We start from the raw sequence: 13,806 nt of genomic DNA on the forward strand, positions 1-13,806 counted from the left end.
ACCACAGAACCCTGGAAGGAAGAGATCGTGCACAAGAAACCTGCATTGCTCGCCGCTGCGTCGGCGGGTGCGGTGATCCTTGCGGCGGGCACCACGGCCGCCCTGCAGTCGACCGCCCATGCCGCGACCCCGCCGCAGCCACAGTCCCATTCATCGGTCACCAGCACCACGACGCCGATCAAGCACGTCGTCGTGCTCTTCGACGAGAACGTCTCGTTCGACCACTACTTCGGGACGTACCCGAACGCCGCGAACACCGACGGCACGAAGTTCACCGCGGCCCGTCATACACCGCGTGCCAACACGGAGCAGAACGCCGGCCTGATCCGCTCGAACCCCAATCTCTACAAGCCGTTCCGGCTGTCCCCGAGCCAGGCGGTCACCTGCGACCAGAACCACGCCTACCTGCCGGAGCAGAAGGCGGCCAACGGCGGCAAGAACGACAAGGTGATCGAGAACACCAGCGTCGACACCTGCACCGGCGAGTTCGGCGCGCCGGGACTGGCGATGGGCTACTTCGACGGCAACACCGTCACGGGCATGTGGAACTACGCCCAGCACTACGCCATGAGCGACAACATGTACGGCTCCAACTACGGACCGTCGTCACCGGGTGCGGTCAACCTCATCTCCGGCAACACCTGGGGCATTCATGCGGTGGATCCCAAGACCGGCAAGCGCACCTCGGACAGCTATGTCGTGTCGACGCCGAACGCCGATGGCGTCGGGACGATGACCAATGACCCGGATCCGGCATACGACGACTGCTCCGGCAAGAACCACACGTCGAGCAACAACCTCGGCGCCATGGAGGGCAAGAACATCGGCGACGAGCTCAGCTCGGCGGGCGTCTCGTGGGGCTGGTTCCAGGGTGGCTTCACCCCGAACACTCCGTATGCCGGGGACGGCACCTACGCGCAGTGCACGACCTCGCACGCCAACATCGGTGGCGGCACCTCGGTGGACTACAGCCCGCACCACAACCCGTTCGCCTACTACAAGTCCACGTCGAACCCGCACCACCTACCGCCGAAGTCGCTCGCCGAGGTCGGCCACGATGGCCAGGCCAACCACCAGTACGACCTGAGCATGTTCAACAAGTCGCTCACGGACGGCAACATGCCTGCGGTGTCGTTCCTGAAGGCGCCGTCCTACCAGGACGGCCACGCCGGCTACTCCGACCCGATCGATGAGCAGGACTTCCTGGTCAAGGAGATCAACGCGATCCAGCAGTCGCCGGAGTGGAAGAGCACCGCGATCGTTGTCACGTATGACGATTCGGACGGCTGGTACGACCACCAGGTGGCCAAGATCCGGACCGGCGCGAAGGACGCGTCCTTGAACGAACCGATGTGCACCAGCGTCAAGGAGCCGGTCACGAGCGAGGGTCCGCAGGACGACCGGTGCGGTCCCGGGCCGCGGCTGCCGTTCCTGGTGATCTCGCCGTACTCGAAGGTGAACTCGGTGGATCACCAGCCGCTGGAGCAGGCATCGGTGATCAAGTTCGTCGAGCACAACTGGAAACTGCCGCAGTTGGGCAACGCGTCGTTCGACGCGCGTGCGAAGTCGTTCTCGTCACTGCTGAACTTCGGCACACCGAAGGCACCGACGGTGCTGCTCAAGGACGACGGCTCGGTCGCGAGCGTCACCCCGGCAAGGGGTCGCGGGCACAAGGCCTGACCGAGTGACGGTCCACTCGCCGAGTGACGGTCCGCTCCGGCCGTCACTCGGCGAGGAAGCCGTCATTCGCGATGAGGGGCTGCGCGGTTCACGATCGAAGCTGTGTCGAGGCCGGGTGGCAGGGTGCCGAAGACGCCCGCGTGCCGGCCGAGGATCCGTGAGACCAGGAACGCCTCGGACACCGCGGTCGGTGCCTGTCGGACCAGCAGACTCGCCTGCAGCAGGACCGCCATACGCGAGGCGAGCCAGCGGGCGACGTATTCCGCATCCGACGGATCGACAAGATTCGCAATGGTTTTCAGCACCTCGGTCACGGCGTCGTGCAACTCGGGGACGCCGGCCGCCTCGACCTCGTCCCGCCACGCGTCGACGCCCTCCGGCTGGCGTTGCAGCACACGCAGCACGTCCAGCGCGTTGACGTTGCCGCTGCCCTCCCAGATGGAGTTCAGCGGCGACTCCCGGAAGAGCATCGGCAGGCCGGAGTCCTCGACATACCCGTTGCCGCCGAGCACCTCCAACGCCTCCGCGACGTGGAAGGAGGTGCGCTTGCAGACCCAGAACTTCGCCAGCGGCAACCCGATCCGGCGCAGTGCCCGCTGGGCCGGATCATCCGGCGACTCCACCGCGCGAGCCAATCGCAGCCCGATCGCGGTCGCCGCCTCCGACTCGATCGCGAGGTCTGCCAGCACGTTTCGCATCGCGGGCTTGTCCACGAGCAGACCACCGAACGCGCTGCGGTGCTGTGCGTGCCAGACCGCCTCCGCAAGACTGCGCCGCATCAGTGCCGAGGAGCCCAGCACGCAGTCCAGCCGGGTGGCCGCGACCATCTCGATGATGGTGCGCACGCCCGAGCCCTCGTCGCCGAGCAGGCGTGCATGGGTGCCGGTGAACTCCAGCTCACTGGAGGCGTTGGAGCGGTTGCCGAGCTTGTCCTTCAACCGCACGATCTGCAGTGGGTTTCGCGAGCCGTCGGGCAGCACTCGCGAGACCACGAAGCACGACAGGCCGCCCGGTGCCTGCGCGAGCACCAGGAAGATGTCGTTCATCGGTGCCGAGGTGAACCACTTGTGCCCGGTCAGGCGATAGCTGCCGTCGGCACTCGGTGTCGCGACCGTGGTGTTGGTGCGCACATCGGAGCCGCCCTGCTTCTCCGTCATACCCATGCCGGCGAGCAGGCCGCGCTTGTCAGCAATCGGACGCAACCCGGAATCGTAGGTGGCAGAGCACAATCCAGGGATCAGCTCGGCAGCGAGGCCGGCGTCGGCTCGCAGCGCGGGCACCGCGGCATACGTCATCGTCATCGGGCAGCCGTGCCCCGGCTCGATCGCGCTCCAGGCGATGTATGCCGCGGCGCGACGCACATGCGGCATCGGCTCCTGCGACGTCCACGGTGCGCCGGTCAGCCCGAAACCGATGCCCTTGTCGAGCATCCAGTGCCAGCTGGGGTGGAAGTCGACCTCGTCGACCCGGGTCCCGAAACGATCGACCGGCCGGAAGACCGGCTCGTGCGCATTGGCGAGCAGGCCGTGCTCCCGGGCCTCCGCCGAACCGGCCACCGCACCGAGCGGCACGAGCGACTCGATCAGTTGCGGGGCCGCGTCGCCGGCCTGGGCACGGACCGCATCGAGCAGCGCCGCGTCGCCGGTGACGGTGTTGTGCCCGGCCAGCAGAGGTGGCTGGTTGCTCGGAGTTCGTGCGAAGAGGTCAGTCGGGTCCGCCATACCCAAAAGGTTACGCATCGGGCGGCTCGGTCACGTTACGGTCGACCCATGCCCGCATCGCTTGAGTTCGAGGACTACGTCGACGCGCTCTACGCCGCGGCCGAACGCCTCAGCGAGCACAGCCTGGACATCTACGACCACGACGTTCCGACCTGTCCCGAGTGGAACGTGCGGCAGTTGCTGGCCCACACCGGCATGGTCCACCGCTGGGCCGCCGGCATCGTGCGCGGACAACTCGACGCGCGAACCGCCGCCGAGGCGACCGACGGCTTCGAGGTCGACGGCATGCTCGTCGACGACACAGGTGGGTGGCTGCTGGCCGGCGCCGGGGACCTCGCCGACGCATTGGAGGAGGCACCGATCGACCTGGAGCGGTTCTTCTTCCTCAACGACGCACCGCCCGCCAGGCTCGCCTGGGCCCGCCGGCAGTGCCACGAGACGACGATCCACGCCGTCGACGGCCTGAGCGCCCAGATGGGACGCGTCCCGGACGCCGACCGGACCGATATCGACGCCGATCTCGCCGCGGACGGGATCGACGAGGTGCTGCGGGGTTTCGCCACTCGCGAACGCGAGGAGCTGCGCACCTCATCGGGCGAGACCGTGAGCGTCGTCATCGAGGCGACCGACATCGGGCGGTCGTGGACCTTGCGGTTGTCCGGCGAGCCGGCGGTGTGCGATGAGGGTGCGACCGAGGACGAGCCCGACGCGCGCCTGCGCGGCACGGCGACACAGCTCTACCTCGGCCTCTGGAACCGCGGCGACGAGATCCAGCAGGAGGGAGTCGACGTGCTCACCTTCTGGCGCGAACATCTCCGTATCGAATGGTGAACCCTGATGTATGACGAGCAGAACAACCCCTATCGCGACCTGCCCACGGTGACCACGCCCGAGGAGCTCGAGACGTTCGGCCGGCCCGATCCGCCCACGCGCGACAAGGTGCGGGACCACCTGCACCCGCTGGACCGGGACTGGCTGGCCGTTTCACCACTGGTGTTCGTCGGAACCGCGACGCCCGACGGGCGCTGCGATGTCTCGCCCAAGGGCGACCCCGCGGGCATCGGCCACGTGCTGGACGACAACACCCTGGTGATCCCCGAGCGCAACGGCAACAAGCGGATGGACGGATTCCACAATCTCCTCGCCAACCCGCATGTCGGGCTCAACTTCGTCATCCCCGGCCGCCCGGACACGTTGCGGGTCAACGGTGTTGGGCAGTTGGTGACCGACGGGCCGTTCTTCGACGACCTGGTCGTGCAGGGACACCGACCGGCGCTGGTGCTCATCGTGCACATCGAGGAGGTCTTCTACCACTGCCCCAAGGCGTTCATGCGGGCCAAGGTATGGCGGCCCGAGACCTGGCAGCCGGAGGCCGTCGCGCGGTATGCCGACGTCGCCAAGGCGCTCTGGCGCGCCGGGGACGACCCGGACGTCGTCGAGGAGCATTACCGCGACGACCGCTACGCCGCAGCGCTCTACCCGTGCTCGTGACCTGGCCGAAGCTGCCCGTCCCCTGGGCGACCGACGAGCTCGCACGCGGACCGAGGCGCTGGTGGGACGGTCCACTCGATGTCGAGGGCCTCGCCGTCGGCAGTGTTGCCGCGGCTGCATCGGCAGCGAATGCCCTTGCTGCTGCGCGGAATTCGCCCTGGCGTGCCTTCGTTCCCAGCGGCCTGGTCGGCGCATCCTTCGGGTCGATAGGCCGGCTACGGGTCGCGGGCGAGCCGGTCAGTGGGTGGGGAGAGCTGTCCGGTTTCTTCCGCACCGCGGACGGTTGGATCCGGTTGCACGGCAACTACCCCCACCATGCCGCGGTCATCCGGTCGGTGCTGGGCGTGACGGACCGGTCGGGCGCGCAGAGCGCCATACAGGAGCGGGAGGCGGCCCGCCTCGAGGAGACCCTGCGGGCGGCCGGAGGCATTGCGGGAGCAGTTCGCGCCCCGGAGGTATGGCGGGCACACCCTCACCACGCAGCAGCGATCGAGGACCGCCAGCTGGTGAGCATCGGCTCGTCAACCGGCGCAACCCGACGCCTGCCGTCGTCGACCTCATTGCCGTTACAGGGCATTCGCGTCCTGGACCTCACCCGCGTGATCGCCGGCCCCACCGCCGCCCGCTTCCTCGGGGCACTCGGCGCCGACGTGCTGCACATCGACCGGCCGACGTCGCCGGAGTTGCTCGACCAACACCTGGACACCGGTTTCGCCAAGCGGACCACCACCCTCGATTTCGGCGACGAAGAGGGGCACACGGTCGCCCGGTCGCTGGCCGGCACCGCGGACATCGTGCTGACGGGCTACCGCCCGGGCGCACTGCGCCGCTTCGGGCTCGACCGGGAGTCGTTGCTGGCCGACCACCCGCACCTGGTCGTCGTCGAACTCTCCGCCTGGGGCGACTCCGGCCCGTGGGGCGGCGAACGCGGATTCGACAGCATCGTCCAGGCGGTCAGCGGGATCGCGACGACCTATGCCGATGCGGACGGCACGCCCGGTGCGCTGCCGGTGCAGGCGCTGGACCACGCAACCGGTTACCTGATGGCCGCCGCCGCGCTGCGGCTGCTCACCCGGCGCCCGCACGAAGGCGGCGGCAGCGCCCGGCTCGCCCTGGCGCGCACCGCCGAGTGGCTGCTGCATCATCCGGCAACGGCCACCCAGGTCGAGGAGACCTTCGATGGTCCGGACTGCCCGCTGTGGCTGGCGACGAGCGAATCGACATACGGGACAATCGAATACGTGCGGCCGCCGCTCTTCGTGGGCGATGTCCCGCTGGATTTCCCGTCACCGCCACGGCGCTACGGGCAGGACCCGCCCGAATGGTGGCTGGAGGACTGACCGCCGGTCAGCGCCCCGCGCCCCAGGCCGCGCGGATCAGCGGCCACTGCAGCGGAAGCCGCGCGAGCGTGCCGGCGAGGTAGGCACTGCGCTTCGGGGACGAGCCCCGGTCGGTGACGACCCGGGCAGCGTCGGCCGCCATCTGCACGTTGGCCGGGAAGACACCGACCAGCAGCGCCGCGGAGGCGGTGCCGGCGAGGCGCCGGGTGGGTGGCGCGAGAAGGCCTGCAGCACAAGCAAGTTCGGCGACCCCTGACGCGCGGATCACGTCGATCTGACGCGGCACCCGACGCGGCATACTCGGCAGGAACGTCTTGGGGCGGACCAGATGGATGACGCCGGAGGTGGCGAACGCCGCCACGAGCACCTTGGCCGTCGGGGTCAGGGAGGAAACCATCCGCCGATCCTGTCAGAGGATGACGGTCGCGAACTTTCCGACCTGCCGGAAGCCGGCGGAGTGGTAGGTCCGCAGGGCCGGCTCGTTGTAGGCGTTGACGTAGAGCGTCACGGTCGGTGCGATCGTCTCGATGACCTGCCGCACCACGGCCCGCATCGCCGGTGTCGCCATACCCTTCCCGCGATGCTTCGGCGCGACCCAGACGCCTTGCAACTGCGCCACCCCGGCGGCCAACGAGCCGACATCCGCCTTGAAGATCACCTCGTGCCCCTCGGTCACCACGAAGGTGTGACCGGCGCTCACCAGAGACGTGACCATGCGCCGGTATTCGCGGTCCGAGCCGATGTATGGCGGGTAGCCGATCTCCTCGGTGAACATCGCCGCCGATGCCGGCAGCACCTGGTCGACCTCATCGAGGCGCGCCCGGCGCACCCGTGCGTCGACCGGGCCGGATCCCTTCGCGGGCACCGCCGAGACCGCCATCATCGGCTGATCCGGACGCACCGAGCGCGCGTCGCCCCAGTGCCGCTCCAACCGAGCCCAGAGCCCCAGCACCTGATCGGCGTCCCCGAAGATCGATGAGCAGCGGCGGCGCTTGCGGCGCAACCGGGAGGCGAACGCGTCCAGGGCTGCCTCATCGGCACCGATCGGGACGACGTTCGCCGAAGTCCAGCACATCGACCGCAACCGCCTGCCGTCATCGGTGCCGAGCAGCGCTCCGGCATACGACGGCCCACCCTCGATCAGGCGCGCGGCAACGAAGACGTTGGCCAGCGGGTCCACAGCACACAGGTCCAACGCCGCCGGGAAATCGCCCGGCCCCAGGGCGCGGGCGCCGCTCAGCGTCCGTAACACGGCACCAGCCTTGCACCCACAGATGCCCTGCACATCGAAAACCGCTGATCGATTCCTGGTGTCTCTCGTTACAGTGCCGGTGATGACAACTCCCACCGCCTCCGACCCTCCCGGCACAGCCGTTCATGTCGACTACCGCAAATGGGACGGGACGCCGCACTGGCAGAGCATGGGCACGCTGCTGGGTGTCGACGAGCACGGCTGCTGGGTCGGCTTCCCCGAGGGCACCCACTTCGAGCGACCGGGCGCTGCGTTCGACATCGAGTGCGACTCGGTCTCGCTCTTCCCCGGCGGGGGTTACACGCCGGCTTTCAATGAGTCGACCGGACGAGCCGAGCAGGTCGTCGTGTATGTCGACACCACCACCCCGCCGGTCTGGTCACGCACGGACGACGGCGGCTGGCGAGTGACGATGATCGATCTCGACCTGGACGTCGTCCGCCGGGCGAACGGCTTCGCCTACGTCGACGACGAGGACGAATTCGCAGAGCATCAGCGGCAATTCGGCTACCCGGCCGACGTCATACGCCGAGCCGAGGACGACACCCGCGCCGTTTTCGGGGCGCTGCGCGACGGCCGTCCGCCGTTCGACGACACGGGGTGGCGATGGATGCGCCGGCTGGCCGAAACGCTCAGTCGAGCACAAGGCGCATGACCCACCGCCACTTGGCGATCCTGCGGTCGCGCTCGAAACCGAAATCGGCGAAGAGCGTCTCGGGCCCGGTGTGGAAGTAGAAGCCGCGTTGTGGCGTTCCTTGTTCCCCGTCACTCCTTGTCGAATGCTTCGACCGACGCCGTGATCGCGGCCTTCTCGCGCGGACTCACCGTCATACCGAGCACGCCCGCCCATCCGTCGATGAGTTCGGAACGGTAGCGATGGCCGTGGCCGCCGACCGAGGAGTTCGCCGAGATCAGGTCGACCGTCGTCAGCCAGAACGTGATCAAGGGGTACCAGGTGAGGTCCTTGTCGACGTCGTGCCCGGCGCGTTCGCGGGTCCACGCGGGCTGTTGGTAGATCAGTGACGGGTCCCACCACACGATCGGGTCGGACGGGTGCTGCATGAACAGCACCCGGGGCGAGTCCCATTCCCTCGGCAGCGGACGCCCGTAGGCGTCGTGGTCGATCTGGCGCGGGTTGCCGGCGAAGCGGATGTGCCGCCCGTTGTCGATGAGCGGCGCCACCTGCGGACTCCCCCGCTGCCTGCTCTTGGTGAGCGAGCGCCAGAGAGGTGTGGAGTTCGGCGTCCCGCTCCAGAGCGCGCCGTCGACCGCCCGGAGCAGCTGGTCGCCCCGGCTGAATGCGGCTTCGGTGCTGAGGGCGCCGAGCGACTCACCGGACAGCAGCAGGCGCGGTCGCGAGCCGGCCGGTCGCTGCTCGATGAGCCTGGTGACCTCACGGACCAGCGCGGACCCGACCTCGGCGGGCAGGGTCCGGTTGGTCAGGAACTGGACGACGCTCGGTAGGAAGGAGTACTGGACGGCCACGGTCGCGACGTCGCCGCCGGTCAGCACCTCGAGGGTGCGCACGTTGTATTCGTCGACCCAGCCGCTGCCCGTGGTGCCGACCACGTTGACGTACTTGCGATCAAGCGCCCCCGTGCGCTGTATCTCCTTGACGATGGTCTGCACCAGTTCGTGCGGATCGACGTCACCGGTCTCGGGTGCGGCATACAGCCGGATCGGTTGCTTCGCCGCCCGCCCGGTGATCGCCGAGATCGCTGCCGGGTCCGGGGCGTGCGCGGTGTAGATCTGGCCCTCGCGGCCCAGCGCCGACCACGGCTGGGTCGACCCCTTGCTCCCGGAGACCAGCGGTGACGCCGGCGCGTGCAATCCTTCGGGCGGATCGTCGTTGACCTTCGACGCCGATGCGGAGAGTGCTTCCAAGCCTTTGACGGCGATGACGCTGCGCGTCAGCCAGGTCACCGATCCCGCCACCAGGCACACCGCGAGCAGGCCGGCCAGCGGCTTGGGCAGTGCGAAGCCGAGGACGAAACGCGAGGCGCGGAAGGCACCGCGCACGGTCCAGATGATCGCCATGAGTATGGCGGTCAGCGCGACCGCCGCGACCAGCGACAGCGCGTCGGTCCACAACGACGGCTCGGGCAGGTCCACGAGACGCGCGCTGTGCCGGCGACCGCGGTAGCCCGCGAACCAGACCGTGATCGTGACGGCGATCGCGAGCGTCCAGAGCACGATGTGCAGCCGGGTCCGGTGGGCGTGGTCGGCGACAAGCACCCGCACGCCGAGCCAGCCGAAGACCACCGATGCGACCGAGCCGAGGAGGGCCCCGGCGGCATACCCGGTGACCGCCGAGAGTGCGGAGGCCACCGCCTGCACAGCCCACGGCCTCGGCAACAGACTGGGTGCGAAACTGACGAGCAGAGCGAGCCAACCGACCACCAGTCCGGCGACCGACCGTCGCATCAGGAACCGCACGAACGCGCTTGGCTCGTCGGCCGTTTCGAGTTCGGGACCGTCACGGTCCTCGGAGATGTCAGCGATGGCGACCGACTGGGGTTCTTCGCGGGTCGTCACCCTCGCAGCGTATCCAGCAGGTATGACGCGGGAGCGCTGCGGTCAGTCCACGAACCCGCTCTCGTATGCCGCGATCACGGCCTGTGTCCGGTCCCGTGCCGACAGTTTGGCGAGCAGCGTCGCGACATGCGACTTGACCGTCTCCACGCCGACGAAGAGATCAGCGGCGATCTCGGCGTTCGTCATACCGCGGGCGAGCAGTCGCAGCACCTCCTGCTCGCGTTCGGTGAGTCGCGGCAGGGTGCGCCCGCGCGTCGGCCGGGAGTCGACGAGTTCACGGATCGACTCCGGGAAGAGCACGACGTCCAGTCGCGCCAGCGCGCGCACGGCCGACACCAGCTGCGCGGCACCGGAACGCTTGAGCAGGAAGCCGTGCGCACCGGCGACGAGCGCGTCATAGACGTAGGAGTCGTGCTCGAACGTCGTGACCACCAGGATCTTCGGGGCGTCGGGTGCGGCCAGCAGCCGTCGCGTCGACTCGATGCCGTCCATCCGCGGCATACGCACATCCATGACGACGACGTCGGGACGATGTTCGCGGACGGCCTGCAGCGCCGTGACGCCGTCGTCGGCCGAGCCGACGATCTCGATGTCCGGTTGGGCACCGAGGATCGCGGCGAATCCGTCACGGACCATCTCGTCGTCATCCGCGACGAGCACCCGGATCAGCAGATCGGTAGACGGGCACACAGTTTCCATTCCTTCCCGTTGGAGGTGGGGCCGGCTTCGACCGTGCCGCCTGCCAGTGTCGCGCGCTCCTGAAGACCGACCAGTCCCCTGCCCTTGCGAGTGGACGAATCAGGTTCGCCCGAAATCGGATTGGTGATCGTTACGGTTGCCGACGACCCGATCACCACCCGCACGCGCGCTGCTCCCACACCGTGCTTGACGGCATTCGTCAGTCCCTCCTGGACGATTCGGAAAACCTCACCGCTGAGTGACTCGGGTATGGCGTCCCAGTCACCGATCATCTCCAGGACCGAAGGTTCAGGGGTGGCGGCGGCATGCACGAGACCCGCCAGCTCGGCTGCCGACCTGCCCCGTGGCCCACCCCGCAACGCGCCGAGCACCGTGTCCAACTCCTCCAGTGCAGCCGCGGCCGTCGCGCTGATGCGCTCGAAAGCGCGGTGCGCCACCTGGGGATCGGACAGGCCCACAGCGCGCCCGGCTTCGGCCTGGACACTGATCGCGGTCAACGAGTGTCCGATCGTGTCGTGCAGTTCCCGAGCGAGTTCGTTGCTGCGCGCGAGCTCACGCTCCCGGTCAGCGGCCAGCGCGAGTCGGTCGGCGAGTGTGGGGCCCAGGATCTTCGGCGCGGATACGGCGAGCAACCAGCCGAAAACCGCTTGGATCGCGAAGGATCCGAGGACCAGCGCAATTCCCGCCGGCACGCGCCAGAGCAGCTGTCCTGCACTTCCCGCGCCCGTGACGATCAGGCCCACACCGCCCGGCACACCGGCGAGCAGGGTGATCGCCGCCACCGCGCCGACGACCAGCACCCAACCGGCCCATGCGGCGCCCCGCCAGCGGCTCGCCCAGGAATGCCGGTCCCGGACAGCAGGCAGGCTCACACCGAGGAGCGGGCGGGCCATCGCCACCTCGGCATCACGCACCGGCGGACTCAGCAGCACGATCGCAGCGACGACGACGGCGACGCCGGCGAGCGCGATGACGAAGACCCGGTCCCGTCCGGACGACCCTTGAACGGAGATGGTGAAGGCGTAGATGAGCCACCCCAGCAGGGCTGCGCCGGCAGCGCCCAGCACGAGGTATGCCGCGCCACGTGTCCCTCTCCGCACCCGCCCATGCTGTCACGAGACGACGCCGCGGCGACTCCCTCGCGCGAGGGACGGCGAATACCCGCACAGGGGAATCGTGCTCGCGGCTGCCGCTGAATCGTGGTCGGCATGAACACACTTCGCGCACCCAAACTCACGGGACGTCGGCTGCCGAACAGCGAGTTCCGCGACCGCCCGTGGCGAATCCATGAGATCGCAGCCGATTTCGAGCTCGTCGACGTCTGGCAGTTGCCGACGCCGGGCGGACCGGACGATCTCGCGCGGCTGGCGGAAGTCGTCGCCGCGGGAGCGATGGAGGATGACAACTCCCCGATCGTCCGTCTCGTGTGGGCGGTGCGCTGGGGACTCGGCAGCCTGCTGAACTGGGACGACCCGCAGAACGGCGTCGGCATCCGGGTGCCGTCACTCAGTGCCCGACTTCCGGAAGACCTGCTGGACGCACCGATCGGTCCCGACTTCGCGCGACTGCCCTTCACGTCGCTCTACCTGCTGCGTGACGAATTCGCCGCCGAACTGGCGAACTCGACCTGCCACGGAGTGCTCCACCTGGGGTGGGTCGAGATCGAGTCCGGTTGCTACACAGCGCAATTGACGGTTCTCGCGAAGCCCAACGGGACCACGGGGCGTCTCTACCTGACCGGCATCCAACCGTTCCGCTACGCGTTGATCTACCCGGCGCTGCTGCGCAAGGTCGAGCGCTCGTGGCAGGCGCTCGAAGAGAGCGGCCCGGCATGAGCACGGTTCACGAGCGGCAATCATGAGTCGTGACAGCAGTATTCGGGCAGCTGCCTACGCATTGACGTGGACACTGGTCTTCACCGCGTTCCATATCTACTGGTTCTGCGGCGGCCGCTTCGGCTTCGGGGACGCGACCCAACCACTGCCGAAGATCGAGTCGGCGGGGGATGCGGCATTCGCGATCGTCGTCGCCGCGATGTTCCTGGTGGGCATCTGGCTACCGGCCGCGATCGTCACCGGCCGGCACCCGGGGCTGCCCAGCTCACTAGTCGTCATGTGCATCGGCGCCGGCAGTGTGCTGCTGCTGCTACGCGGCACGGCAGGGTTGTTCGACGACGCGCTGCGCGAGACCGGCCTGGCGGCGCACGGCCTCACCGGCCTGAGCGATCGGCAGGTCACCGGTGACGCCCACCCGACGGCATACACCCTCTGGTCGGGCGTGGCCATGGACGCCTACTTCGTCCTCGGCGGGCTGCTGCACGGGTTGCTGTGGCTGCGGCTCCGCACACGCGCGGGCGCCCGCACGGGTGTCCCCGTCAGCCGACGGTGACGTTCGGGCTTCCCGCCGAGTCCTCGTCGATCGGCTCGCCCATCTCCTCGGCGATGCGCATGGCCTCCTCGATGAGCGTCTCGACGATCTGCGCCTCCGGGACGGTCTTGATGACCTCGCCCTTGACGAAGATCTGGCCCTTGCCGTTGCCCGACGCGACACCGAGGTCGGCCTCTCGCGCTTCGCCGGGTCCGTTGACGACGCAGCCCATCACGGCGACGCGCAGCGGCACCGTCATACCTTCGAGTCCTGCGGTGACCTGCTCGGCGAGCGTGTAGACGTCGACCTGGGCGCGACCGCAGGAGGGGCAGGAGACGATCTCGAGCTTGCGGGGCTTGAGGTTCAGCGACTGCAGGATCTGGTTGCCGACCTTGATCTCCTCGACCGGCGGCGCGGACAACGACACGCGAATGGTGTCGCCGATCCCCTTGGACAGCAAGGCGCCGAACGCGGTGGCCGACTTGATCGTGCCCTGGAACGCCGGGCCCGCCTCGGTCACACCGAGGTGCAGCGGCCAGTCGCCGCGCTCGGCCAGCAACTCGTAGGCGCGCACCATCACGACCGGGTCGTTGTGCTTGACCGAGATCTTGAAGTCGTGGAAGTCGTGCTCCTCGAACAGCGACGCCTCCCAGACGGCCGACTCGACCAGCGCCTCCGGCGTCGCCTTCCCGTACTTCTCCAGCAGCCGCTTGTCCAGCGA

General features: G+C 68.6%; 14 protein-coding genes. 7 read left to right on the top strand and 7 right to left on the bottom strand.

Annotated elements, in window-relative coordinates:
• Window positions 1-27 precede the first annotated feature (27 nt).
• Entirely contained in the window at window positions 28-1,680 is a 1,653-nt protein-coding gene (locus VG502_RS12520) for a phospholipase C (RefSeq protein ID WP_325550396.1), read from the top strand.
• A 62-nt stretch (window positions 1,681-1,742) separates the two neighbouring features.
• Here the strand turns inward: VG502_RS12520 and VG502_RS12525 are convergent, their stop codons facing one another.
• The gene (locus VG502_RS12525) at window positions 1,743-3,401 is read right to left on the bottom strand and encodes an acyl-CoA dehydrogenase family protein (RefSeq protein WP_325550397.1); all 1,659 of its coding nucleotides are present in this window, start codon (window positions 3,399-3,401) and stop codon (window positions 1,743-1,745) included.
• 48 nt (window positions 3,402-3,449) lie between these two features.
• On the opposite strand from VG502_RS12525, the gene VG502_RS12530 reads away from it, so the two are divergent.
• Genes VG502_RS12530 through VG502_RS12540 form a run of 3 tightly spaced genes read left to right on the top strand, consistent with a single transcriptional unit; the run spans window position 3,450 to window position 6,232 of the window.
• Window positions 3,450-4,232, top strand: a complete 783-nt coding sequence (locus VG502_RS12530; RefSeq protein ID WP_325550398.1) for a maleylpyruvate isomerase family mycothiol-dependent enzyme — start codon at window positions 3,450-3,452, stop codon at window positions 4,230-4,232.
• Window positions 4,233-4,238: 6 nt separating this feature from the next.
• Complete coding sequence (locus VG502_RS12535; RefSeq protein ID WP_325550399.1) at window positions 4,239-4,892, top strand: MSMEG_1061 family FMN-dependent PPOX-type flavoprotein; 654 nt, start codon at window positions 4,239-4,241, stop codon at window positions 4,890-4,892.
• Complete coding sequence (locus VG502_RS12540; RefSeq protein WP_325550400.1) at window positions 4,889-6,232, top strand: CoA transferase; 1,344 nt, start codon at window positions 4,889-4,891, stop codon at window positions 6,230-6,232. The genes VG502_RS12535 and VG502_RS12540 overlap by 4 nt, the downstream gene beginning before the upstream one ends.
• A 7-nt stretch (window positions 6,233-6,239) precedes the next feature.
• Here VG502_RS12540 and VG502_RS12545 read toward each other — a convergent pair whose 3' ends face one another.
• Both VG502_RS12545 and VG502_RS12550 read right to left on the bottom strand, forming a co-directional pair.
• Window positions 6,240-6,629 (bottom strand): DoxX family protein, encoded by a 390-nt coding sequence (locus VG502_RS12545; protein WP_325550401.1) that lies wholly within the window; start codon window positions 6,627-6,629, stop codon window positions 6,240-6,242.
• A gap of 12 nt (window positions 6,630-6,641) precedes the next feature.
• Window positions 6,642-7,484 carry a GNAT family N-acetyltransferase gene (locus tag VG502_RS12550; protein ID WP_325550402.1) on the bottom strand — a complete coding sequence of 281 codons (843 nt, stop codon included), beginning with the start codon at window positions 7,482-7,484 and terminating at the stop codon, window positions 6,642-6,644.
• A gap of 82 nt (window positions 7,485-7,566) precedes the next feature.
• On the opposite strand from VG502_RS12550, the gene VG502_RS12555 reads away from it, so the two are divergent.
• Window positions 7,567-8,139, top strand: coding sequence for a DUF402 domain-containing protein (locus tag VG502_RS12555; protein ID WP_325550403.1), 573 nt, complete (start codon window positions 7,567-7,569; stop codon window positions 8,137-8,139).
• A 110-nt stretch (window positions 8,140-8,249) separates the two neighbouring features.
• On the opposite strand, the gene VG502_RS12560 is transcribed toward VG502_RS12555, so the two are convergent.
• The 3 genes from VG502_RS12560 to VG502_RS12570 are packed head-to-tail and all read right to left on the bottom strand — an operon-like array spanning window position 8,250 to window position 11,818.
• Entirely contained in the window at window positions 8,250-10,019 is a 1,770-nt protein-coding gene (locus VG502_RS12560) for an alpha/beta-hydrolase family protein (RefSeq protein ID WP_325550404.1), read from the bottom strand.
• A 42-nt stretch (window positions 10,020-10,061) separates the two neighbouring features.
• On the bottom strand, window positions 10,062-10,709 hold the full coding sequence (locus VG502_RS12565) for a response regulator transcription factor (protein ID WP_325550405.1): 648 nt from the start codon (window positions 10,707-10,709) through the stop codon (window positions 10,062-10,064).
• Entirely contained in the window at window positions 10,685-11,818 is a 1,134-nt protein-coding gene (locus VG502_RS12570) for a sensor histidine kinase (protein WP_325550406.1), read from the bottom strand. Before VG502_RS12570 ends, VG502_RS12565 begins: the two co-directional genes overlap by 25 nt.
• 108 nt (window positions 11,819-11,926) lie before the next feature.
• On the opposite strand from VG502_RS12570, the gene VG502_RS12575 reads away from it, so the two are divergent.
• Together VG502_RS12575 and VG502_RS12580 are read left to right on the top strand one after the other, a co-directional pair.
• Window positions 11,927-12,553 carry a DUF2867 domain-containing protein gene (locus tag VG502_RS12575; RefSeq protein WP_325550407.1) on the top strand — a complete coding sequence of 209 codons (627 nt, stop codon included), beginning with the start codon at window positions 11,927-11,929 and terminating at the stop codon, window positions 12,551-12,553.
• Window positions 12,554-12,575: 22 nt separating this feature from the next.
• Window positions 12,576-13,106: a DUF3995 domain-containing protein gene (locus tag VG502_RS12580; protein ID WP_325550408.1), complete on the top strand. Its 531-nt coding sequence runs from the start codon at window positions 12,576-12,578 to the stop codon at window positions 13,104-13,106.
• Here VG502_RS12580 and VG502_RS12585 read toward each other — a convergent pair.
• Window positions 13,093-13,806 (bottom strand): flavodoxin-dependent (E)-4-hydroxy-3-methylbut-2-enyl-diphosphate synthase (locus VG502_RS12585; RefSeq protein ID WP_325550409.1); only part of this gene is annotated, 714 nt, incomplete at its 5' end. The genes VG502_RS12580 and VG502_RS12585 overlap by 14 nt on opposite strands.

Source organism: Flexivirga sp. (genome assembly GCF_035551235.1).
Classification (GTDB): domain Bacteria; phylum Actinomycetota; class Actinomycetes; order Actinomycetales; family Dermatophilaceae; genus Flexivirga.

Excerpts from the sequence above, each read along its gene's own strand:
- VG502_RS12525 (WP_325550397.1), bottom strand. The coding sequence starts at position 3,401 with ATGGCGGACCCGACTGACCTCTTCGCACGAACTCCGAGCAACCAGCCA.
- VG502_RS12530 (WP_325550398.1), top strand. The coding sequence starts at position 3,450 with ATGCCCGCATCGCTTGAGTTCGAGGACTACGTCGACGCGCTCTACGCC.
- VG502_RS12535 (WP_325550399.1), top strand. The coding sequence starts at position 4,239 with ATGTATGACGAGCAGAACAACCCCTATCGCGACCTGCCCACGGTGACC.
- VG502_RS12545 (WP_325550401.1), bottom strand. The coding sequence starts at position 6,629 with ATGGTTTCCTCCCTGACCCCGACGGCCAAGGTGCTCGTGGCGGCGTTC.
- VG502_RS12555 (WP_325550403.1), top strand. The coding sequence starts at position 7,567 with ATGACAACTCCCACCGCCTCCGACCCTCCCGGCACAGCCGTTCATGTC.
- VG502_RS12575 (WP_325550407.1), top strand. The coding sequence starts at position 11,927 with ATGAACACACTTCGCGCACCCAAACTCACGGGACGTCGGCTGCCGAAC.
- VG502_RS12580 (WP_325550408.1), top strand. The coding sequence starts at position 12,576 with ATGAGTCGTGACAGCAGTATTCGGGCAGCTGCCTACGCATTGACGTGG.